We start from the raw sequence: 22,183 nt of genomic DNA, 5'->3' as shown, positions 1-22,183 counted from the left end.
GGCGCAGGCTTCCGTCCGTTTTCAGCATCCCTGACAAATTACTCCGTCAGGACAAGCTTCGCACGAACCCGGAAATTCTGCGGCAAAGATAATTATTTTTTCATTCCATTCAAAAAATTCACCTTTAATTAACTCATAAACTTCAGCGATGCCGCCTTGGTCCCATCGAAATGTGAAAACAGTCCGAAAACGTCAGGCAAACGACTTTCCGGTGTGCGGCAAACGTTCGAGCAATCTACTGAGAACTTTTTACGGATGTCCTGCAGGTGATGTTCCTTCCCCACCCCCTTCATTATGTTTTCATTAAAAAAGGGTTCACATCCTTCATTCTATCTAATAATCAAACGATTAAGGTGAACCCTTCACTCAAACAGCCTTCACAAGGGGGTCACCGAAAAAATGCGTTCCACACTGTGGCACAACGCTTTACGGTGAACCTTCAGCCGTCATTCACAAAAAAGAAAAATCAAATGCCCTTTATGGTTCCCGTACGAAAAAACTTTGTGCCATTTCATCCATCTCTTTTCGGAAAGGTTCACTCGTGGCCCACTGCACGATGGTCATGCACCGTAAAGGATTATCCTTATAATATCCGTAAGTGGTACGCCTCGCCTCAATCCATTTTCCATCCTTGAGGGAAATCCGTTGAGGGCTACTGACTTTCACAAATTCAACCCCGTTCAGAACGACCGTTTCGCAAGTACACCCCACAAGCAAATGCCCGTCACCGTCACATACGCTCAGCTCTAAAGCATCCCTCATCCCTTGGGCATCCGTATCAGCCGTAGCATCCGAATACTCTATAGTCATCCAGTTCAACCCGTTTTCGATGCGGAAATCCGACCATCCATCCGGCTTTCTATGCCAATTGGACGGATAACGGAAACTGAAACCACTCGCTTCATCGCTGAAAGGAATCCAGACATCCTGATCTGTCATGGTCCAACCCTCTACTACGGTATACTCCCTATTCTGCCCCATACCATCCTCTTCAGGATGAATACCCGTTTCTCCGTTTTCCACATAGGCTTCCAACTGCCCACTCCGCCAAGCTTCGCGCACGTCTTGGTAATCGGGAGGCATTCCGTGTGTCAAGGCGGAAAACCAACAGACAAGCTCAGACAACAAGACGAACTCTGCCAGACAAGCCACAACCATCCGTTTGCCCTTTTCACGCACCTTATCTGCCACTCCATATACCACCCCCAACAAGAATCCTGCGACCAACCCTCCTGTATGCGCAGCGTTATCCACATTATTATCCCCTATCCCATACAACAAATTATACAAAATAAATCCTCCGATGGCAATGAGCAAAATCTTTCGCCAGGAAGATTGGCCTTTATAAAACAACAAACGGGCAAACAAAGCACCATACAGGCCGAAAATTGCTCCGGAAGCCCCTACACTAATCCAGTCTGCATGGCAAAACAAACCGGCCACCGAAGAATAAAGCCCTGCAAGAGAATAGACCATGACGACCCTGAGAGAGCCCAACATAGGTTCCAAAAACAAGCCTACGAACAAAAGGGCATATACATTCATTATCAAATGTATAAGGCCGGAATGTACAAAATTGCAAGTCCATACACGCCAATAATCACCTGTTAAAGTCAACGGGCCAAAATTGGCTCCCCAATGCAACAAACTGATATTATCCGGCTCCAACACCCCCACGCCGGTCAAACACATCACGAAAAACACCAGTATGTTGCACCCCAAAAGCAACGGAATAGCCCAAAAATCCCTACGAGGAATGAAAAAAGATAGAAAAAAGCCTTTTCCGGGCTCGGCAGCACCTGCCAACACATCCCTATCCATATTTTCGAAGCTTCTTTCCCCGCCACTGCCTGATACCAACCGAGAAGACAGACTCGAACCCATATCAGGATCAAAAGCCTTGTGATTGTCCATCTGCAAATCCACCCTCAAAAAACGCTGCCATATCCCAATCCTAAAAAACGGTGTAGCAACACCTCACAGGATGGAAAATGGCAGCAAAACACCAAAAATCAAACTTTCTCTTTATTCCTTTATAATATGTTCACCGTCCTCCGCAATATGATAAGATTTGGTCAACATATTGGAAGACTTATGCCCCACCGTAATAAAAGCATCACCTTTTTCTATCTGGTAGCTTCGCACATAGCCCTCTTCCCCATATCCGGACGCCTCCAAAGCCTCTTTACAGAACACCGGCAAGTTCTCCACCAGTTTGGACACGTCATTGTAGGTGAAAAGCATATCCTTGAAGCCGTCATAAGTGTCAATCACATTATCGTCATGATCCGAAATCACCATGTCCTGTTTATCCAGTTTGTTACGGACATCCTTATTGTCGTACCAACTATATTCCGCCATCTTGTTCTTATCTTCCGGCGTCACGATTTGTATCGTCACACTCGTAGAAGGATTGCCCGGCTTGTAATTCAAATAGGTATAAATCTCGGCAAACTCTGCCGTTTCCTTTTTTGCCTTGGCCAATTCCAACAATTCATCTATCTTCCCGTCCAACTCGCCGACATTGGCTCCGATAATCGTGTCCGACGGCGTAGTGGTGGCATTCTCTTTCATTTTATTCACAAAATCACATGATGCCATCGTAACGGCAACTACACATAAGGCCAAAACTCCTTTCCAAACATTTGTTCCCATAGTTCCATTTTTTAAAAGTTATCACTCTACTTATTTGTTTGCGAAAGTTAGCGTTTTTATACTTAATAAAATTACCCCCCCCAGATATTTAACACAAATTTAACAATGCAAGTCTGACTTTCTAAAAAAGGAAGTATAAAGCATGCTTCCGGAAACTTAAGCCCCATATTAATAAACGGGTAAATCATTGGGGTACTCAAAAAACTTTTGTAATTTTGTCCCAAATATCGAAATCAGAATAAAAATGAATGTTTTAGAGTTAAGTGAACAAGAAATCGTAAGAAGGAACAACCTGAACGAACTCCGTGCCTTGGGCATCGACCCTTATCCGGCTGACGAATACCCGACAGATGCTTTCTCGACCGACATCAAAGCCGAATACAATGATGCTGCGGAAGAGAAACGCCAAGTGTGCATCGCGGGCCGTATCATGAGCCGACGCATCATGGGCAAAGCCTCTTTCCTCGAATTGCAGGACTCCAAAGGGCGCATTCAGGTGTACGTCACCCGCGATGATATTTGTCCCGGAGAAAACAAGGATTTATACAATACCGTTTTCAAGAAATTACTTGATTTGGGAGATTTCGTCGGTATCAAAGGCTTTGTTTTCAAGACTCAAACAGGAGAAATCAGCGTGCACACGCAAGAACTGACGGTTTTGGCCAAGAGCCTTAGGCCCCTGCCCATCGTCAAGATGAAAGACGGCGAGGTATATGACTCTTTCGACGACCCGGAACTGCGCTACCGCCAACGTTACGTGGACTTGATTGTCAACAGCGGCGTAAAGGAAACATTCCTGAAGCGTTCGGCCATCCTGAAAACGTTGCGTGCCGCCCTGGACGAAGCAGGCTACACGGAGGTGGAGACACCTATCCTGCAATCCATCCCGGGAGGAGCCAGTGCGCGCCCGTTCATTACCCACCACAACTCGCTCGACATCGACCTGTATCTTCGTATCGCCACGGAACTTTACCTGAAACGCCTCATCGTAGGCGGTTTCGAAGGTGTGTACGAAATCGGGAAGAACTTCCGCAACGAGGGTATGGACAAGAGCCACAATCCGGAGTTCACTTGCATGGAACTATACGTACAATACAAGGATTACAACTGGATGATGGCATTTACCGAAAAACTGCTCGAACGCATCTGCATCGCCGTGAACGGGGGCACGGAGAGCGTGGTGGACGGAAAGACCATCAGCTTCAAAGCTCCTTACCGTCGTTTGCCCATCTTAGAGGCCATCAAAGAAAAGACAGGATATGACCTGAACGGGAAGAGCGAAGAGGAAATCCGCGAGATATGCAAGACCCTGAACCTGGAAATCGACGACACAATGGGTAAAGGCAAACTTATCGACGAGATTTTCGGCGAGTTCTGTGAGGGTACTTACATCCAACCGACTTTCATCACCGACTATCCGGTGGAAATGTCGCCGCTCACCAAGAAACATCGTAGCAATCCGGCGTTGACCGAACGTTTCGAGTTGATGGTCAACGGTAAGGAATTGGCTAACGCTTATTCGGAATTGAACGACCCGATAGATCAGGAAGAGCGTTTCATCGAACAGATGCGCCTGAGCGAGAAGGGCGACGACGAAGCGATGTTCATCGATCAGGATTTCCTGCGTGCCTTGCAATATGGCATGCCCCCCACTAGCGGCATCGGTATCGGCATCGACCGTCTGGTCATGCTCATGACGGGCCAGACCACGATTCAAGAGGTTCTCTTCTTCCCGCAAATGCGCCCTGAAAAGAAAGTACCCAAGGACAGTGCCGACAAATACGCTGCCATCGGCGTGCCCGAGGCACTCGTGCCCGTGCTGCAAAAAGCCGGATATAACCTGGTAAGCGACATGAAGGACGTCAATCCGCAAAAGCTACAGCAACAAGTGGGAGAGGTCATCAAGAAATACAAACTCGACATCGAAAAGCCATCTGTCAACGACGTGGCCGAATGGATTGCTAAAATATAACAACCGGAAAATATGGGAAATTGTGGAACCATAGCCATCATGGGGGGCGGTAGCTGGGCTACCGCCATCGCCAAGATGATGTTGGAGCGAAACGATTCCATCCATTGGTACATGCGACGGGAAGACCGCATCGAGGAATTCCGCCGCCTGGGGCACAATCCGGCTTACCTGACCAGCGTGCATTTTGACGTAAACCGTATCCACTTCTCTGCCGACATCAATAAAATAGTGGAAGAAGCGGACACTCTGATATTCGTTACTCCTTCACCTTATTTAAAAAGCCACCTGAAAAAACTCAAGACTCGCCTGCGCGACAAGTTTGTCGTCACAGCCATTAAGGGTATCGTGCCCGACGAGAACTTGGTCTGTTCGGAATATTTTCATCAGGTGTATAACGTGCCCGACGAGAATCTGGCTGTTTTGGGAGGGCCGAGCCATGCGGAAGAAGTGGCTCTGGGACGGCTTACTTATCTGACCGTGGGATGCGCCGACTTGGAAAAGGCGCAAAACTTTGCCGACATGATCAGCAGCGAATACGTCAAGACCAAAACCAGCGACGACGTCATCGGCATCGAATACGCTTCGGTGTTGAAAAACGTCTACGCCATTGCAGCAGGCATCTGCAACGGCCTGAAGTATGGAGACAACTTCCAGTCTGTCATCATGTCCAACGCGGCACAGGAGATGAACCGCTTTCTCACGGTAGTACACCCCATCGAACGGAATATCATCGATTCGGTCTATCTGGGCGACCTCCTCGTCACGGGATATTCCAACTTCAGCCGCAACCGGGTGTTCGGCTCCATGATAGGCAAGGGTTACAGTGTGAAAAGCGCGCAAATAGAAATGGAAATGATAGCCGAAGGATATTACGGCACCAAATGCATGAAGGACATCAACAAATGCCTCCATGTCAACATGCCGATTCTGGATGCCGTATATAACATCCTTTACGAACGTATCTCGCCGAGCATCGAGATAAAACTGCTCACCGATTCATTCCGATAACTCATTATTGTTTTTTAATAGCGTAAAAAGATGAAGAATATTCAATTAGACATCACAAAAGCATCACAGTTTCTGAACGCTGATGCCATCGCGGCTTACGAGCCGAAGGTGAAAGCCGCACAGGAAGCTTTGGAAAACGGCACTTGCCCGGGTAACGATTTCTTAGGTTGGCTGCACTTGCCGTCATCCATCACCTCTGACTTCATTGGCGAACTGAATGCTACGGCACAGGTACTTCGCGAGAATTGCGAAGTGGTCGTAGTAGCCGGTATCGGCGGAAGCTACCTCGGCGCACGCACTGTCATCGAGGCTTTGAGCAACAGTTTCCAGTGGTTGCTGAACGATAAGAAGAACCCGGTCATCCTGTTTGCCGGAAACAATATCGGCGAAGACTATCTGGCCGAGATGTGCGCCTACTTAGCCGACAAGAAATTCGGTGTCATCAATATTTCCAAGAGCGGCACGACCACCGAAACGGCTTTGGCTTTCCGCCTGCTGAAGAAGCAATGCGAAGACCAACGCGGCAAGGACATGGCCCGCAAAGTCATCGTGGCCGTAACCGATGCCAAGAAAGGTGCCGCCCGTACCACGGCTGACAAGGAAGGATACAAGAGCTTTATCATCCCCGACAATGTGGGCGGACGTTTCTCCGTACTCACTCCCGTAGGCTTGTTGCCTATCGCCGTGGCTGGTTTCGACATCGCACAACTCGTGGCCGGTGCCGCCGACATGGAAAAAGCTACTGCCGCGGACGTACCTTTCATGGAAAACCCCTCGGCCGTATATGCAGCCTGCCGCAACGCTTTGTATGCAGAAGGCAAGAAAATCGAAATCTTGGTAAACTACCAACCTAAGTTGCACTACCTGAACGAATGGTGGAAACAATTATACGGAGAATCGGAAGGCAAGGACCAAAAAGGCATTTTCCCGGCTGCCGTGGACTTTACTACCGACCTTCATTCCATGGGACAGTGGATTCAGGACGGTGAACGCACCATCTTCGAGACCGTCATCAGCATCGAACAGCCCAACCACAAGGTGCTCTTCCCTTCGGACGACGAAAATCTGGACGGCCTGAACTTCCTGGCCGGAAAGCGTGTGGACGAAGTGAACAAAATGGCCGAACTGGGTACGCAACTGGCTCACGTGGACGGCGGTGTGCCCAACATGCGCCTGAGTGTCCCCGTGCTGAACGAATACTACTTGGGACAAATCATCTATTTCTTCGAGAAAGCTTGTGGTATCAGCGGCAACCTTTTGGGCGTAAATACCTTCAACCAACCGGGCGTGGAAGCCTATAAAAAGAACATGTTCGCCCTGCTGAACAAACCGGGTTACGAAAAAGAAAGTGAAGCCATCCGTGCACGCTTAAACAAATAAGCCCATGTTTGAAACTGAAAAAGACAAATATTTAATGAAGCACGGCTTTGGGGCGACGAGCCTTAAAGCCGTGCTCTTTGATATGGACGGGGTCCTCTTCGACTCCATGCCCAACCATGCGTATTCCTGGAGCCACGCCATGACGCAGTTCGGGCTTCATATCACACCCGAAGAGGCGTACATGCACGAAGGGCGTACAGGAGGCGGTACCATCGACCTGCTGGCACAACGCTGTTGGGGACGTAAAGCCACAGAAGAGGAAAAACAGACCATCTACAAAGCCAAGTCCGACGTGTTCAGCCGTTGCCCGGAAGCCCCGCAAATGCCGGGCGCTTACGAGCTACTGAAAAAGGTAAAAGCCGGCGGTTTCACTCCGATGGTCGTCACCGGTTCCGGACAAATCAGCCTTATCGACCGGCTGAACCATAATTTCCCAGACATTTTCCGGCGAGAACTGATGGTGACCAGCTTTGATGTAAAATACGGCAAGCCCAACCCTGAACCTTATCTCATGGGGTTGGAAAAAGCCGGTATACAACCGTGGGAAGGCCTTGTGGTGGAAAACGCCCCCTTGGGTGTACAAGCCGGAGTTGCCGCCGGCATCTTCACCATTGCGGTCAACACAGGCCCGTTGCCCGACAAAGTACTGCTCGATGCCGGAGCCGATTTGTTGTTCCCGTCCATGATGTCGCTTTGTGAACACTGGGAAGAAATACGAAAGACTTTCGCCTGACATTTTTATCCAACTATAGTATGACTTTATCTGAATTATTACAAAACGACCGGTTCGCCCGGGCGGCTGGTGTCGAAATACTCGACATCCGTCCGGGATATGCCAAAGCCCGGATGGAAGTCACTCCGGCGCATCTCAACGCAGCCGGAGTCTGTCAGGGAGGTGCCCTTTTCACGTTGGCCGACCTTGCTTTTGCCGCAGTAGCCAACAGTTACGCACAGGTAACCTTGTCCTTAAGCGCCAATATCACATTCTTGAAAGCCGTATCCTCCGGATGGCTTTACGCCGAAGCACGAGAGATACACCATCACCCACGCATTCCTTATATAGAGGTAAGAATCTGCCAGGAAAATGGTGATTTAGTGGCTATCCTCAACAGCACAGGTTACCGGAAGAAAGACGTATTACCTATCAACAATCCATCCGATACGGAACGACCATGAAGATCCTGCTAATTGAAGACGAAGAGGAGTTGCGGAATACCGTCAGGGAATACCTCACACGTGAAAAATTCATCGTGGAGTGTGCGGAAGATTATGCTTCTGCCATGGAAAAAGTGAACGATTACGATTATGACTGTGTCTTATTGGACATCATGCTGCCCGGCGGAAGCGGGTTGTCCATTTTGGCCCACCTTAAACGGACGCGCAAACAGGAAAGTGTCATCATCATCTCGGCCAAAGACTCCATTGAGGACAAGGTGGAAGGGCTTGACCTCGGTGCCGACGATTATCTGGCCAAACCGTTCCATCTGGCTGAACTTAATGCACGGGTGAAATCCCTGCTGCGCAGGAAAAAGGCCGGAGGAGACACCAGTATCGTACTGGGCAACCTGACTTTAGTGCCCGACACCCGTAAAGCAACCGTAGATGGGAACGAGCTGAACCTCAACCGCAAGGAGTTCGACCTGCTGTATTATTTCATCAGCAATCCCAACCGCCTCATCAATCGCATGGCATTGGCAGAATCCGTATGGGGCGACCACATTGACCAGGCGGACAGCCTTGATTTCATTTACTCCCAAGTGAAGAACCTGCGAAAGAAAATGAAAGCCGCAGGCGCACAAGCTGAAATAAAAGCCGTCTACGGCTTCGGTTATAAACTGGCATTCGATATGCCGTAAATCTTCCAGTCCGCCCATGAAGTTATTGCGTTATACCCACTTTAATCTCTCTTTCCTCCTTTTTTTGTTATTAGGCGGATGGGGAACCTTTTTCTATTACACCGTCATCGACGAAGTAATGGACGAGACCGACGATGCCCTGGCGAATTACCGGGATATTATTGTGGGGAAAATTCTGGCGGATTCTACTCTTTTAGATACCGAGGATAAAATCATACACAGCTACAGCATCCGTCCACTCGCCACGGAAGAAGTCGAGCACTATCGCGACCGGTACTATGACGGTACGGTATATATCGAGACTGAAGATGAATATGAACCCGTACGTATCATGAAGTCCTGTTTCATGGCTACCGACCTGAAATATTATGAATTGGAACTTCGGCTTTCTACTTTGGAAAGGGATGACCTGATAACGGCCATATTCAAATACCTTGTCGCACTTTACATCGCATTGCTTTGTTGTATCATCTTCAGCACACGCCTTATCCTGAAGTCCGTGTTCCGTCCGCTCGACCGCCTGTTGGAATGGCTTGAAAACGTATCACCCGGACGCCCGGCACCTTATTTGAATCCGGATTGCCGTATCCGGGAGTTCCGTACCCTGAACCGTGCTGCCCTTGAAATGCACGAACGAGCAGAAAAAGCATACCGTGAACAGAAGGAATTCATCGAAAACGCCTCCCACGAACTGCAAACCCCGTTGGCTGTCATCAACGGTAAGTTGGAGTTATTGGCCGAACATGAGAATCTCGATGAAGAGGAACTGAAAACCATCGACGATATGTTCCGCAGCCTGCACCGTGCCATACAGCTCAATAAATCCCTGCTCCTGCTTTCACGTATCCAAAACCGGCAATTCGAGGAAGTTGCAGAAGTAGACATGAACCGGCATGCCCGGCATATTATAGGACTCTTGTCTGACTTGTACGAAGAAAAAGAATTGGACTATCACCTGTCGGACACGGAAACCTGCCGCATCCGTATGAACGAATCACTGGCTCATACTTTATTGACTAACCTCATCAAAAATGCCATCATACATAGCCCGGACCATGGACGCGTAGACATCGTTATCCATTCTGCCCGAATCGAAATCATCAACGATGGAAACCAGGCACTTGACAAACAACAAATATTCAAACGTTTCTATAAAGGTAATGCCGGACAAAAGGAATCGACCGGATTGGGACTGTCCATCGCCCAATCCATAGCCAATCTTTACCATATAAAACTCACATATTATCATGACGGACGACACCACTTCGTGTTAAAAATTGCAAAGCCATAGAACTTGAAGTATAAATCCCAAATCTTTCCAGAATCAGGTATTTCCTTTGCGGTTACAATAGCATTACTAACCATTAAAAGAACTTACCGTTATGAGAAAGATGTTTGCCATATTGCTTTTGGGAATGGTCATCGTAACGACAGCTTGCGCTGACAATGATGTCATCACCCGTAATGTAAACGATTTGCCTGTTCCGGCACGTACGATTCTAAAACAGCAATTTGCCCATACTAAAGTTTCGTATATCAAAATAGACAAAGACTGGTTCAAATCGGCCACCTACGACGTACAGCTTGTCAACGGTACGGAAATATCCTTCGACAGCAAAGGCGATTGGACCGAAGTAGACGGAAAAAGGTCTGAAGTTCCTGCTTTTTTTATCCCGGCTCCCATCAAGAAACAAGTGAACGACATGTTTCCCGGGGAGAAAATCACCAAAATAGAAAAAGACAGCCGTGAGTATGAAGTGGAACTTACCAACGACGTAGACCTCAAATTCGACCGGAAATTCAATATCCGCGAGATAGACTGAAAAAACGAGATTTTCACAAGAATATAAACCTTAAAAAAAACAAAACAAAATGAGAAAGAATATATGGAAATGGGGGCTTTTCATCTTATTGCTCGCCCCGGTTATGACCGCATGTAAAGATGACGATGAGGATGACTACAACTTCCGGAATGATCCACACATCATCCAAACGGTAGAAAGCCGTTATCCGGGAGCACAAATCGTGGAAGTCGAGCGTACCTACCGAGGATATGAAATACAAATGTGGCTGAACAACGCAGAAGTGGACATGCACCTCGACCTCAACTATCAATGGCTTTATACGGAATTCGAGGACATTGCATGGACATCCCTTCCCGAAGCCGTTGTCAACAGCTTTACGCAAAACGGATTCACGTTCAACCCACGTGAAGACGATGTGGACCGCATTGAATATCCCAACGGAACAGAAACGTCCATACAATACCGTATCGAATTGGACCGTGAACCTACAGACATCATACTCTACTACAATGCGGACGGAAGCCAACACCCGGGAAGTGGCTCCGACCCCTCGGCACAAATCCCACAGGAAGTACGCCAAATGGTAGCGGCCAAATATCCCGGTGCCAATATTATTGAAATGAACCGCACTGCAAAAGGCTACGAAATACAACTGTGGCTGAACAACGCAGAAGTGGACATGCATGTAGATACGAATTACCAATGGCTGTTCACAGAGTTTGAGGATATGGCATGGACATCAGTTCCTGAAGCCGTAGTCAACAGCTTCACACAAGAAGGTTACACGTTCAATCCTCGTGAGGACGATGTGGACCGCATTGAATATCCCAACGGAACGGACACAGGTATCTATTACCGTATTGAATTGGATCGTGAACCGATGGACCTCATTCTGGTTTACAATCCCGACGGCAGCAAACGTTCATAAGAATATTTCCTTAAGGAAAGAGTCACTCCCTGCCGGTAAAGACATGCCGGCAGGGAGTGTTTTCATCCTCTTCCTGCTTACCAATACACCTGTTTGCCATCCTTATACTCGAACAACCGTTCCGCTTCTCCCCTACTCAAGTCGCGGAGTAACAAAAGCGCATGTTTCGGCACACCCTTGAAAAGTAAAGAGTCTGACGTGGCTGTTTGCCGGGCAAACCCAAAGCTCATACAAATCCCCCTTACGGACAAAATTATCCCGATTACGGGGTGTATAGACAATCTTCCCTATATGCTTTCGCTCGCCAAGGTCGAGTCCGGCCCATCCCCCGTCGGCGAAAGGATAATCATACGATGTGTCCGTATGCCCGTCGAACACATTGAAATAAGAATGGTCGCCTGCCGCACCGTCTTCCGGACCCAAGACTTTTCCGGCCAACGGCACCGTGTCATTGGCAGACGAATAGAACCCGGCCTCGGAGATATTCCCATAACCACCTGCCGGACCGTAATACCTCACATAACGGTATGCTTTGGAGGAATCTGTTTTTACCACGGTGCAAAGCCTGCCCGGAATCTCACGAATCAGGAGCAACGTGTCTTTTTGTTTGAAAGAAGGCGAATTGCTGCCCTCAAACACCCCATTGACCATCCGTCCCAAAAAGAACTCCCCAAGCATTCCGAATTTGCTCAGCAGAACGACATCTTCTGTTTCTTCCCGTGCCTCATAAAACTCCATTTTCCCGTTCTCCTTCCCTGCGCTGAAAGGTGAAGACACCGGATCCAATTTGTCATGAGCCGCGTCATAAACCGCCAGACAGTAAATGGTACCTCCGTGACAACCCTTAAAGACAGCATTGGAGCCGTCATATCTTGTCCATCCCACAGGTTTCCAAGCATAGCGGTCGGACATGCAAATGTAAACGACCTCGCCCCTTTTCACGTCCCGGACGAAATGCCGTTTCCCAACGGATAAAGTAAAAGCCTTGTCCGTGGCATACAGACGGGTGACATCCTCGAAGAATGGATAGCGGAATACAGGATGCACACTATCCAACGGCAACTGCAACGAATCCGTCATGGCACGGTTCAGGCTGAACCGTTGCCTGAACACTTTTCCATACACATCGTCATAGACTTCGGCTTTCAGCAAACGGTGCCACCAATAAAACATGGAAAAATACCAAGTCTGTCCATGTTGGTCTACCAAGAAGTTCCAGTAATGGGGCGCGTTGTTGTTACCACGCATCGGAAGTTCCTCTATGCCGCAAGGGATTCCCAACGCCCTGTAAATGTATACCAACATGTCGCACAAGTCCAGACAACTTCCGCCCCTCCAGTCCGCTATCCTCGGACCGATACGCACGCTCGTCGCCATTTCGCCCGTAAAATGAAAAGGTGCCCGGAGCAGGCTGTCCAAAACAATGTGGGCGGCAAATGTGGGGTTCTCTATTTGAGGGTCATCCTTATACTTCTCGATAATAGGCATGAACTGGTAATACAATTTTTCCCGCCACGGAACCAATTCCTCGTTTCCTATGCGGTAAGGCAGTATATACTCACAGAATTGCTCGAACGAAACGTTTTTGCCCCACGGCTGTTCCCTCCATACCTTGAAGGCCCATTCTATATTGGAAACCAAAAAGCCGGGTTCCATGTCCACGTCCGCTTTCCATCGTATCTGCTGCACGTTTTTGGGCTTTCCGCACAACCTTTCCGCCGAATCCAACGCCTGCCGGTACGTGTAACGTCCCGTGCTGAATATATCGTATGCCTTGTACATGGACTCCAACTCCCCACTGTCAGCCCCTTGGTAATATGCCATATTGTCTATCAGGAACAAAGCCGCCTCGTATTTCAACGAATCTTCCTGATATAATTCCAATATCCCCTTCAAACCGGGATTTTCAGCCAAAGCCATTTCGCGGACATGTACCCTTTCCGAACACCTCGAACCCCAGACGGCATAAACCCCAACCGCAACTATCACGATGACTGCCGTAACCGCCATCTTCCCAACAACCGGTTTTCTTATCTTCATAAGTTTCATAGCTTTTTCATCATTCCGTCTCGCGGCACCGTCTTTTCACCGTGCCGCACATCCTCCAATATTTCCTTTTTAATCCGTTGCACGTCCGGAGAATCCACCTTTATCCTCTTCCGGGCTACCACGTCTGCCACAGAATCCGCCCTATCCCGCTGTCTTCCGGACTTGTATGCGTAATACAGTCCCTCCAAAGGCGCAAACCTGACGGGGCACATCCAATGGGCCTGTTCATAATGTCGCACGGCTTCGCCATACTTCCCGGCCGCCCGGCAAATGTCCCCGGTCAGGAGGGACAAGTTATACGAGGGCCATAACGCCCGGCATTCCCTTGCCGTCGACAACGCCTCTTCACAACGCCCGGCATAAAACTGTTCGGCGGCATAATTATACAGGAAAGAAGCGTCATGGTGGTAATGCCCGTACAATTCCGCATACCGGGGCATCATTTCACGCGAATGCCCGCGCAAGGCTTGACGAGCCACCCGGCTCCATTCATATTCATAAGAATAGGCAACGGACACCTTTATCAACGCCACGACCGCTACCACTATTCCGACCATGCCAACCCAACGCCAACATTTCCCATTCATCCTGCCCCGTCCAAGCATACCGCTACACATACGTCCCACGGCCGCTATCCCTATCACCGAAGCCAACGGATATTTCAACGGATAGGAAAACAGGGCAAAAACGACGCATGCACACAAAGAAACAGCCAACATGCGGGAAAAGATGTCGCGCCTCCGGAACAATCCGGACAAAAGCCAAGCCAAAGCCCCCAATGACAATAATACGCCCGGCAAACCGTACTCAATCCATACCCATACGAACTCGTTCAACGGATGGTACACCTCACTGGCCAACCACGCATGTCCGCTATCGGCATGCGCCTTGAAGTAGTCGGCTTGCCGGGGCATATACTCCCGCAGGAAACCGCCGGGGCCATATCCGGCAAAAGGCCGTGCCTGCACCAGTTCCCATGAACGTTCCAATATGAAACGGCGTCCGTTGGTGGAATCCATCTTGACCACCGAAATGCCCCAGGCCAGACCAACAGCCAACACCGCCAAAATCGTCAGTTTCATCATACGATGACCTTGCCACTGTTTTTGCAACCACAAGGCGGCATACAATGCCAAACATATCCATCCGGTACGGGAACCCGCGCATAATATGGCTGTCAAGATGACCAAAGCACATACGGCAAGGGCAGAACGGAACCAAAGCCTTCCCGGGCACCTTTGCCACAAACAGGCATGGAACGGCAAAGCGGCGCAAAGGCAGAAAGCCAACCCGGCAGGATTGTCGAACGTGCCGGATGCCGCCATCCCTTCTTGTCCTCCCCGGAACATCCGGACTATCGCATACACGGCCTCCAAGAAAGCCACGCCCACTAAGGCTTCGCAAAACGCGTCTTCCACGCGCCCCCACCACCCAAAAGCCCGCCGTCCGGAACCTCGATGCCTGCAGGCCACAAGCACCTGTATCCCGAATGTCAAAAGCACCAACAGCCCTACGGCTTCGGCCAAGACCCATTTCGGCCTTAGCCATTCCTCCGAAAAGCCCCTTACCGGTGGAAAGAAACAGGCGGCAAACAGGCACAGGAACAAGTAAAAGTAAACGCCTGCCCCGTCTGCCACCTGCTTTCCTTCGGGAACACTTCCCCTGATATGTTGGCCGCTTCTCTCCATTACCATCGTTGCATCTCTTTTTCCGCCTTCAATATACGGCGGAACCGGTCACGGAACATCGTTTCGTTTTTCATGTCGAGCGTTTGTTTGAAGACCAACCCGTTGCGGTCGAAAGTCATCTGCTTGCCACTGTTGTAGAAATGGAACAACTCCTGTAGTTTGAGGTAACTTTCGCCATCTTCTATATGAACGATTGGTGCAGACAACTCTTTTCTTATTTGGGCGAACCTGTTTTCATCCGAATACGCCTCCCCGTTGACTATCGCGATGATTTGCAAGTCCGGAAAACTTTCATAATCTGCCATGATGTTCTTCACGGATGAATTGGAACAAAAGCTCCAATCCCCATTCGGGTCTGAAAGCCAAACCACCTGCACATACCGGCCTTTATACCTATTTAAAATAGACTTCATCTCCCGACAACCGTCCCCTTCCGGTATTTCATAGACCCATGAGGCCGAGTTCCCGGACAAACGGTTCAATTCCTTTATTTTCTCCTTAAAGTAGGGGTAAGTCAAATAGGAAGAAGACAAGAAGTCCACCAACCTTTCGCGTTGTCCTACACTCCATTCCCCTTGCAAACCTGTAATTTTTTGTGTGAGGTAGGCTTGCACAGCCCAAGGAGTCCCCTCTGCGCCGGTCAGTTCGCGCAAAAGGTTCACTTGAAGGCTGTCTTTTTCTATTTCTACTTTCACATAGTCCAAAGGTTCTGTTTCAGAAGAATTATCCCCAAAAGCATACATATCAAGGAAAGCCATCATATATGTCATATCGATAGACGGAGGATACCCCAAACTATAAGGCAAGAAAGAAAGCGACGGATCATCCAAAGAAAGGATGTTCAACACCTTATAGGCTGAATAATCATAACCTGCATAATCTTCTTTTTGCACCTGCACTTTTCTCGGGCGTTCTACCTTTTCTTCAAACAACCGGCTGGCCATGTACAAATAACGGTCTGTCAATTCAAACCTTTGACGGTTCTTCAAAAGATGCGTCTCCCATGGAGAAAGCTTGTACTTCCATGCCACATAGTCGCAAAGCCGCATGTTTTCCGCCACACTCTCGTCCACATTCTTCAGGAAATATTCAGTGTCCAGGTTCCGTCCATAATCCGACAAACGTTCCCATCCGTAACAGATGAGCGGCACGTCCTGATGTTTCAACAGGTTCTCATAACAGCCTTTCGGATGGCTACTGGCATACTCCACTGTCACATTATCTTCCCGCACCCCTTTCACGGTGATGTCAAGCGTATCCCCGGGACGGACATAGAAAGGAACAGGCAAGTTTCCACCTCCCATCTTCATTTCCGCCCACACCGGATGGTCCAAAGAAAGTTCTGCATAGAATGTCCCGTCCGGCTTCAAAGCCGTGCAAGGGCGATTTATGGGATAAGGGGCAATCTCCCTATGTCCCAAAAAACTGACATCAAAGAACAAAATACCATTATTCCAATCCCGTGAATATTCCTCTATCTTGCCGCGCACCACGGCCTTTCCCTTTCGGAACATCTTCTCGGAGGTCTCTTCCGCGTCCATCACTTCTTTGGCCTTTGGAATCTTCACCTTGGCCTTGGCTGCGTGGATGCCATAGATGCGGAACATATCCTTGTCCGTTCCTTCTATCAGGTCGAATATCTTCGTGTCCTTCGGCATCGGTTCGAAGAGCAGACGGAACTCCAACAGCCCGGCTTTCGGAATATAGCATTTCTCGCCCAACGCCAACCCTACAGCCCCCTTCACGGGATAGCGTACGTCCTCTTCATCGCTCAGGTACGTGGACGGTGCGAATTGGAACCAGGCATTGATTTTCCCCTTCGCCGTGCAATACATGACCGTGGCCGTGTCGGACAGCACCACCTTGTCTATGCCCACCATCCCCGCATTGGAATAGAAAAACTGCAAACGCGTATAGGCCATTTCACCTTTTCCTAATAGCGTGGTTGGCAGCAATGCTGCCACCAACCACAAGATTTTTTTCCTGTTCATCATTCTTCTTTTTCTAATAATTCACGTAAACTCCGACGGAACTGTGTCTCATTTGCCGTGTAAAGCGGAGTAGACAACATCTCCCCTTCTCTGTTCAACGTAATATCTTTTATATAATCAGGAAGTCGAAGTTGCGCACGCAAAATACTGCTTTCTTCAAAATCCAACCAATAACAGTCTTCCTCCGGCAAATACGCTTTCACAAATTGCTCGAATTCCTCTTTAGTACATGTATTGGCACTGAACAAAAATACGAACTGCAAATCTTTATGGTTCCGGAAGTCGGGTATCAAATTGACCATCCGGTTATTCACGAAATCAAAACCGCTGTTTCCGGGTTTCATCCATTCCATCTGCACATATTTTCCTTTATACTTGTCCACAATCGGCTGTAATATCTCAAGTGCCTTTCCCTCCAACTTCGTTGTAGCCGGAAGCGGCCGGGCATATTCGGAAGCCAAATCCCATATTTTCCCCTTCAAATAAGGATTCGTGAGGCAAGCTGCCCTATGCTCCACGATTTCTTTCCGCCCTTCCGGAGTCAGGAAATCAGGCAAGTCACAGACTTTGTTAACGAGATAAGCTTGAACCAAATAAGGAATCTCCTTGAACCCCATGACACCCCTAAGTTCCTCCACTTGCAAGCTGTCCATCAACCGCAGCCCTTCCACATCCGACCAGTCCACGTCTCCCATCGAAGCCAAAGACCAAGCATCCGTCATGGGCTGCATGTCCTTCATACGTGACACCATTGCGCTAAAATAAGGAATAAAGGACATGGACGGGTCATCTGTGGGCATCTCATTCAACACTTTATATAAGGAATAATCATTGCCTTCGTAAAAATCCCTCCGCAGTTCCTCATTCGGTGGATAATAGCCATACCGGCTCGACAGCATCCAGTTGGCCAATACGGTTTGGTTGATGACCACCGCCACCTGTTGCCGGGCTTTCAGGAGGTGCGCCTCCCATGGAGACAGTCCGTATTTCCACACGAAATAATCACAAAGCCGATTTCCCGTTTCCAACGTCTTCTCCGTCATGATCCAAAACTCCTCATCGGTAAGCGTCTTCCAAATCTCTCCCTTACGCTCCCATTCGGCATAGACTTCCGGCATCTTGCATTTCAGCAATTTCTCATGACATCCTTTGGAATGGCTGCTGGTGTATTCTACTGTCTCAATCCCATTCCCTTTCGCTTTTATCACCAAGTTGAGCGTGTCGCCCGGACGCACATAGACCGGAATATCCGGCCCATACCCCGGCTTCAGTTCATCCCACACGGGATGCTCCAAGGGCCACTCTATGCAAAAAGTGCCATCCGGACGAATCAGTGTGGACGATGAGTTTTCGGGACGGCTTCCCAACGTATTGTCCTCCACCGACATGACACCATACCCCCACCCAGGTTTGTAGCCTTCTATCTTTCCCCGTACCACGGCCTTACCTGTCCGGAACATGTTTTCCCCGATTTCCTCTGTATCTACTTCTTCCCGAGCCACCGGTATCTTCACTTTCGACTTGGCATCATGCAGACCGTACCAACGTGCCATATCACGTTCTTCCCCCTCTATCATGTCGAATATCTTCGTGTCCTTGGGCATAGGGGCAAAAACCAACTGGAACTCCGTCCTCCCGCTTTTAGGCATGTAAAACTTCTCGTCCAATGTCAATCCTACAGCCTTTCTTACGGGATACTCCACAGCTTTCTCGTCACTCAAATAAGTGCTCGAAGCCATTTGAATCCAAGAATAAGGTCTGAAACTTACGGAAAAATGCACCACTGTAGCCGTATCGGACAATACGACCTTCTCAATATTCCATCCTCCTGCATTATTGGAATACAGAGACTGCAAACGGGTGTAGACTACCTCACCTTTTCCGAATAAAAAGGTCGGCAACATGCAAGCAAGAAAAAAAGCCTGCATTTTAATGAATGCTGAACTCCTCATATTTTTCTCTTTTTAATATGCATACCACTCCGTTCGCTTACCGCACATTATTATATTGCATATACCGCCCACTGTCCGTAACGCCCACGGCCTCTACGCTGACTGCCGTCCGCTTGCTGTTGTTGTAAAGGCGGACCGTGGCACTCCCCTTCGCATCAAACTTCACTTCGGGCATCCATAAGAGCGTACGGCGGTAATCTTCCGTTCCGGGCAAAGGACGGCGACTGTAGTCGGGGCTGTAGAAATCGTCGCAGACGGCATAACCGTGCCACAGGTAACGGCGGTCACGGCAAGAAGGGAAATATTCCCCGTTGGGACGGAGCTGCATCCCCACGATGACTTCCGGTTGGTTGTCCTGCCGGTATTTCCAACTCCCCATTTCACGGGGCACATAGTCCGTATAAATATAGAACCGTTCCAACAGGCTCAGCGACCGGAATTTCTCGAATTCCCCACGCGACAGCCAATCGGGAACAGGATGGGTCGGCGTGCCCGGCATGACTGGCTTGTCCCACAAGCGGTTGGGCCAAGCATTGAAGGTCGTCCGAAGAAAATAATCACGGTATTTGTTCATGTCGCCCACGAACAAGAACGAAACGAGCGTGGACACGGCAGGACTGCTCAAATAATAGAAAGGCACATCGGCCAGGCCGTAGTCGGCCATCATGTTGTAGGCATCATATGCGTCTATCACCACAGCCGGTTTCGCCGGGTCGTAACGGCGCAACCCGTTCCTCCGCGTCCGTACCGTCACGGAAGGCAACACGCGGCCTTCGAACGCACCGCGCACAAGGCTGTCCTCATGGGCAAACGGTTCGAGGTCGCGCGGCGATATGTCCTGATAAAAACTGTAGGGATGCGCAAAATGGGGGTGGAACAAGTCCAACTTCACATAATAGTCCGGCCAAGCCTCCTCGTCGGTGAAGCCTTTCTGGCGCATTTTGCGGATATAGTCTGTACCCTTTTTCAGTTTCGCCGCACTGAGGAACATCATGCAATCACCGTAAATCTTGGGCATGGGCATGTAGAACGAGCCGTCTTTCGTCTGCTGCTTCAATTCAAAAGTCTCCGGTCCCTGCGTGAACATGGCCCAGACGTTCACCTCCTTTTTCAAATTGCTGATCTTTTTGAAATCTATGTTCTGCCTTTCAGAGCGGTTGACACATCCTCCGATGGTCTGGAACTTCTCGGGCAACCAAGCGGGCGCGAACCGTTCCACGTCCGCCATCTCGCACCATTTGTAACGCCGCCACCCCTGCACCATCATGAGCCGGTCGAGGGCCTGGCGGTGGAGGCTGTCATCGGATTCGAAATAATAACCGGGATTTTCCACAAACCCTTTGATTTCACTGGCAAGGAGCATTTCGGTGAGTATCGTGCCGTTGTCGTACGTATCCTCTTCCGTTTCCCGGTCGCGGACGGCAAGGGAAAGGCTGGACAGGGAATCCGCCGGGTCGGCTAATTGCAGATGCAAGGTGATGGAATCGAAAGGTTCGTAAGACTGGCAGATACCGGAAACGGCCAGCCTCGGGGCATCATAGTCGTGATGGTTGACGAAAAAGAGCCGGTCGGCGTAGATGCGCCCCTTGCCATCGAACACCGTAAGTTGGTTGACTCCCGTGGGGAGACTGTCCAACGGGATGGCCATCCGGCACGTACGGCATCCGGATGCCGCCCCGTCCGCCACATCCACGCTCCCGGACGAAAGAAGGGAAACAGGAAGCGTACGGTAGAAACGGGACACTCCGCCACTCATGACATGCAAGGCCACGGGGCCATCCACACCGACAGCCTGCACCACGGCCTCCACCACGCTGTCGCCCACCGTGACAGCCAAGGCACAACCTTCTTTCTCCACTTCGGGAAGTTCTTCCTCATACCCATACCCCTTGTAAGTGAAGGTAGCACGGTAATCCGCGTCCTCCGACACGTCCGGCAGGCGGAATGTCGTCCGGCCGCGTTCGTCCGTCCGGCAAACAGCCGCCACCTTTCCATCCTTATCCCGGACGGAAAGCTCCATGCCGCCAAGGTGTTGCCCGTCCTCGCCGTTCAGTTCAAGAGCCACCCGGCAAGCCGTGCCGGCCACGAGGTCCCCCCCTTCGGGATAGAAACGCAAGTCCACTTCGGGTTTCTTTTTCTTCGGCGTTTTATAGTAACGGCGCATGGGGCGTAACGTCATGTCTTTCACAAAATCCCCGGCTTCCTCGGGTTTGTCATATACGGGGAACACCCGGGAATAAAGTTTCTCATAGTCGCGGAAAAACTCCTTGGCCATCTTCTTGCTGTAGAACAAATCCTCCGAAATACGCACATGGGGATATTCGCACTGCCCGAAGTTGAGCATCCAACGCGTGTAGGCCCGCAATTCGTAGTATCCGGCATAAAGCGTGTCCTTGAGCACGAACATGCCGTGGGCTGTACCGTCCTCCATCTCCAATTGCTGCCGTTCCACGGAATACCCGTCCGGCGTGAGAAGCTCCACGTAGAGAATCTTGCTCAGGTCGGTCAACGTGCCCCGGTCGGAACGCATGACGTATCCCTTATACCAAAGGGTGTCGCCAAGGAAATAACAAGTGTTGTCCAAATGGAGATACACTTTTTCCTGCGGCAGCCCGACACCGAAACCCTCCACTTTGCGATAAAGCGAATCCGTACCTTCAAAACCTGCCGTTCCCTGCCCGTGCATGGGGAGCGGCCCCCCCAATCCACACATCAGCACCCATACTAAAAACACATATTTCATAGTCCTGCATTTTATTTAAACGACTGAGCATTACAAAGTAAAATAACAAAAACGACACAAGCAACTTTTCGCTATCAAATATTATCAAATCCGGTATCAAATATTATCAGAAAATGTCAACGCCAAAAAAACATCTTCTTTCTTTTGTTCTTTCCA

The 22,183-nt window shown here is 49.6% G+C and carries 16 protein-coding genes; 9 read left to right on the top strand and 7 right to left on the bottom strand.

Annotated features, from left to right (window positions below):
- Positions 1-477: 477 nt before the first annotated feature.
- Positions 478-1,821: a rhomboid family intramembrane serine protease gene (locus E0E47_RS16865; protein WP_232038498.1), complete on the bottom strand. Its 1,344-nt coding sequence runs from the start codon at positions 1,819-1,821 to the stop codon at positions 478-480.
- Positions 1,822-2,025: 204 nt separating this feature from the next.
- Positions 2,026-2,655 carry a hypothetical protein gene (locus E0E47_RS16860; protein ID WP_008628559.1) on the bottom strand — a complete coding sequence of 210 codons (630 nt, stop codon included), beginning with the start codon at positions 2,653-2,655 and terminating at the stop codon, positions 2,026-2,028.
- Positions 2,656-2,899: 244 nt separating this feature from the next.
- Between E0E47_RS16860 and lysS the strand changes: the two genes are divergently transcribed.
- The 9 genes from lysS (at position 2,900) to E0E47_RS17720 (ending at position 11,604) form a co-directional block, all read left to right on the top strand.
- Positions 2,900-4,627: a lysine--tRNA ligase gene (gene lysS, locus E0E47_RS16855; RefSeq protein ID WP_008628560.1), complete on the top strand. Its 1,728-nt coding sequence runs from the start codon at positions 2,900-2,902 to the stop codon at positions 4,625-4,627.
- Between the two features lie 12 nt (positions 4,628-4,639).
- The gene (locus E0E47_RS16850) at positions 4,640-5,635 is read left to right on the top strand and encodes an NAD(P)H-dependent glycerol-3-phosphate dehydrogenase (protein WP_008628561.1); all 996 of its coding nucleotides are present in this window, start codon (positions 4,640-4,642) and stop codon (positions 5,633-5,635) included.
- 30 nt (positions 5,636-5,665) lie between these two features.
- Complete coding sequence (locus E0E47_RS16845; RefSeq protein WP_008628562.1) at positions 5,666-7,015, top strand: glucose-6-phosphate isomerase; 1,350 nt, start codon at positions 5,666-5,668, stop codon at positions 7,013-7,015.
- A 4-nt stretch (positions 7,016-7,019) separates the two neighbouring features.
- The gene (locus E0E47_RS16840) at positions 7,020-7,748 is read left to right on the top strand and encodes an inorganic diphosphatase (RefSeq protein ID WP_008628563.1); all 729 of its coding nucleotides are present in this window, start codon (positions 7,020-7,022) and stop codon (positions 7,746-7,748) included.
- Positions 7,749-7,768: 20 nt separating this feature from the next.
- On the top strand, positions 7,769-8,191 hold the full coding sequence (locus tag E0E47_RS16835; protein ID WP_008628564.1) for a PaaI family thioesterase: 423 nt from the start codon (positions 7,769-7,771) through the stop codon (positions 8,189-8,191).
- Positions 8,188-8,871, top strand: a complete 684-nt coding sequence (locus tag E0E47_RS16830) for a response regulator transcription factor (RefSeq protein WP_008628565.1) — start codon at positions 8,188-8,190, stop codon at positions 8,869-8,871. The genes E0E47_RS16835 and E0E47_RS16830 overlap by 4 nt, the downstream gene beginning before the upstream one ends.
- 16 nt (positions 8,872-8,887) lie before the next feature.
- Positions 8,888-10,162 carry a sensor histidine kinase gene (locus E0E47_RS16825; RefSeq protein ID WP_130894251.1) on the top strand — a complete coding sequence of 425 codons (1,275 nt, stop codon included), beginning with the start codon at positions 8,888-8,890 and terminating at the stop codon, positions 10,160-10,162.
- A gap of 91 nt (positions 10,163-10,253) precedes the next feature.
- Entirely contained in the window at positions 10,254-10,694 is a 441-nt protein-coding gene (locus E0E47_RS16820) for a PepSY-like domain-containing protein (RefSeq protein WP_008628567.1), read from the top strand.
- 49 nt (positions 10,695-10,743) lie between these two features.
- Positions 10,744-11,604 carry a PepSY-like domain-containing protein gene (locus E0E47_RS17720; protein WP_232038497.1) on the top strand — a complete coding sequence of 287 codons (861 nt, stop codon included), beginning with the start codon at positions 10,744-10,746 and terminating at the stop codon, positions 11,602-11,604.
- Positions 11,605-11,736: 132 nt separating this feature from the next.
- Here E0E47_RS17720 and E0E47_RS16805 read toward each other — a convergent pair whose 3' ends face one another.
- Genes E0E47_RS16805 through E0E47_RS16785 form a run of 5 tightly spaced genes read right to left on the bottom strand, consistent with a single transcriptional unit; the run spans position 11,737 to position 22,027 of the window.
- On the bottom strand, positions 11,737-13,644 hold the full coding sequence (locus E0E47_RS16805; protein WP_232038496.1) for a hypothetical protein: 1,908 nt from the start codon (positions 13,642-13,644) through the stop codon (positions 11,737-11,739).
- A gap of 5 nt (positions 13,645-13,649) precedes the next feature.
- Positions 13,650-15,347, bottom strand: a complete 1,698-nt coding sequence (locus E0E47_RS16800) for an O-antigen ligase family protein (protein ID WP_130894250.1) — start codon at positions 15,345-15,347, stop codon at positions 13,650-13,652.
- On the bottom strand, positions 15,341-17,335 hold the full coding sequence (locus E0E47_RS16795) for a hypothetical protein (protein ID WP_232038495.1): 1,995 nt from the start codon (positions 17,333-17,335) through the stop codon (positions 15,341-15,343). The genes E0E47_RS16800 and E0E47_RS16795 overlap by 7 nt, the downstream gene beginning before the upstream one ends.
- Positions 17,332-19,284 carry a hypothetical protein gene (locus E0E47_RS16790; protein ID WP_130894249.1) on the bottom strand — a complete coding sequence of 651 codons (1,953 nt, stop codon included), beginning with the start codon at positions 19,282-19,284 and terminating at the stop codon, positions 17,332-17,334. Before E0E47_RS16790 ends, E0E47_RS16795 begins: the two co-directional genes overlap by 4 nt.
- A 37-nt stretch (positions 19,285-19,321) precedes the next feature.
- The gene (locus E0E47_RS16785; RefSeq protein ID WP_130894248.1) at positions 19,322-22,027 is read right to left on the bottom strand and encodes a hypothetical protein; all 2,706 of its coding nucleotides are present in this window, start codon (positions 22,025-22,027) and stop codon (positions 19,322-19,324) included.
- Between the last annotated feature and the right edge of the window lie 156 nt (positions 22,028-22,183).

The organism is Paraprevotella xylaniphila YIT 11841 (assembly GCF_900683745.1).
GTDB classification, from domain to species: domain Bacteria; phylum Bacteroidota; class Bacteroidia; order Bacteroidales; family Bacteroidaceae; genus Paraprevotella; species Paraprevotella xylaniphila.
Note: the sequence above shows the minus strand (reverse complement) of the source record. Positions and strands in the feature narration are given on the sequence as shown.

Coding starts and splice junctions, on each gene's coding strand:
- E0E47_RS16865 (WP_232038498.1), bottom strand. CDS start 1,821: ATGGATAGGGATGTGTTGGCAGGTGCTGCCGAGCCCGGAAAAGGCTTT.
- E0E47_RS16860 (WP_008628559.1), bottom strand. CDS start 2,655: ATGGGAACAAATGTTTGGAAAGGAGTTTTGGCCTTATGTGTAGTTGCC.
- lysS (WP_008628560.1), top strand. CDS start 2,900: ATGAATGTTTTAGAGTTAAGTGAACAAGAAATCGTAAGAAGGAACAAC.
- E0E47_RS16850 (WP_008628561.1), top strand. CDS start 4,640: ATGGGAAATTGTGGAACCATAGCCATCATGGGGGGCGGTAGCTGGGCT.
- E0E47_RS16845 (WP_008628562.1), top strand. CDS start 5,666: ATGAAGAATATTCAATTAGACATCACAAAAGCATCACAGTTTCTGAAC.
- E0E47_RS16840 (WP_008628563.1), top strand. CDS start 7,020: ATGTTTGAAACTGAAAAAGACAAATATTTAATGAAGCACGGCTTTGGG.
- E0E47_RS16835 (WP_008628564.1), top strand. CDS start 7,769: ATGACTTTATCTGAATTATTACAAAACGACCGGTTCGCCCGGGCGGCT.
- E0E47_RS16830 (WP_008628565.1), top strand. CDS start 8,188: ATGAAGATCCTGCTAATTGAAGACGAAGAGGAGTTGCGGAATACCGTC.
- E0E47_RS16825 (WP_130894251.1), top strand. CDS start 8,888: ATGAAGTTATTGCGTTATACCCACTTTAATCTCTCTTTCCTCCTTTTT.
- E0E47_RS16820 (WP_008628567.1), top strand. CDS start 10,254: ATGAGAAAGATGTTTGCCATATTGCTTTTGGGAATGGTCATCGTAACG.
- E0E47_RS17720 (WP_232038497.1), top strand. CDS start 10,744: ATGAGAAAGAATATATGGAAATGGGGGCTTTTCATCTTATTGCTCGCC.
- E0E47_RS16805 (WP_232038496.1), bottom strand. CDS start 13,644: ATGAAGATAAGAAAACCGGTTGTTGGGAAGATGGCGGTTACGGCAGTC.
- E0E47_RS16800 (WP_130894250.1), bottom strand. CDS start 15,347: ATGGTAATGGAGAGAAGCGGCCAACATATCAGGGGAAGTGTTCCCGAA.
- E0E47_RS16795 (WP_232038495.1), bottom strand. CDS start 17,335: ATGATGAACAGGAAAAAAATCTTGTGGTTGGTGGCAGCATTGCTGCCA.
- E0E47_RS16790 (WP_130894249.1), bottom strand. CDS start 19,284: ATGAGGAGTTCAGCATTCATTAAAATGCAGGCTTTTTTTCTTGCTTGC.
- E0E47_RS16785 (WP_130894248.1), bottom strand. CDS start 22,027: ATGAAATATGTGTTTTTAGTATGGGTGCTGATGTGTGGATTGGGGGGG.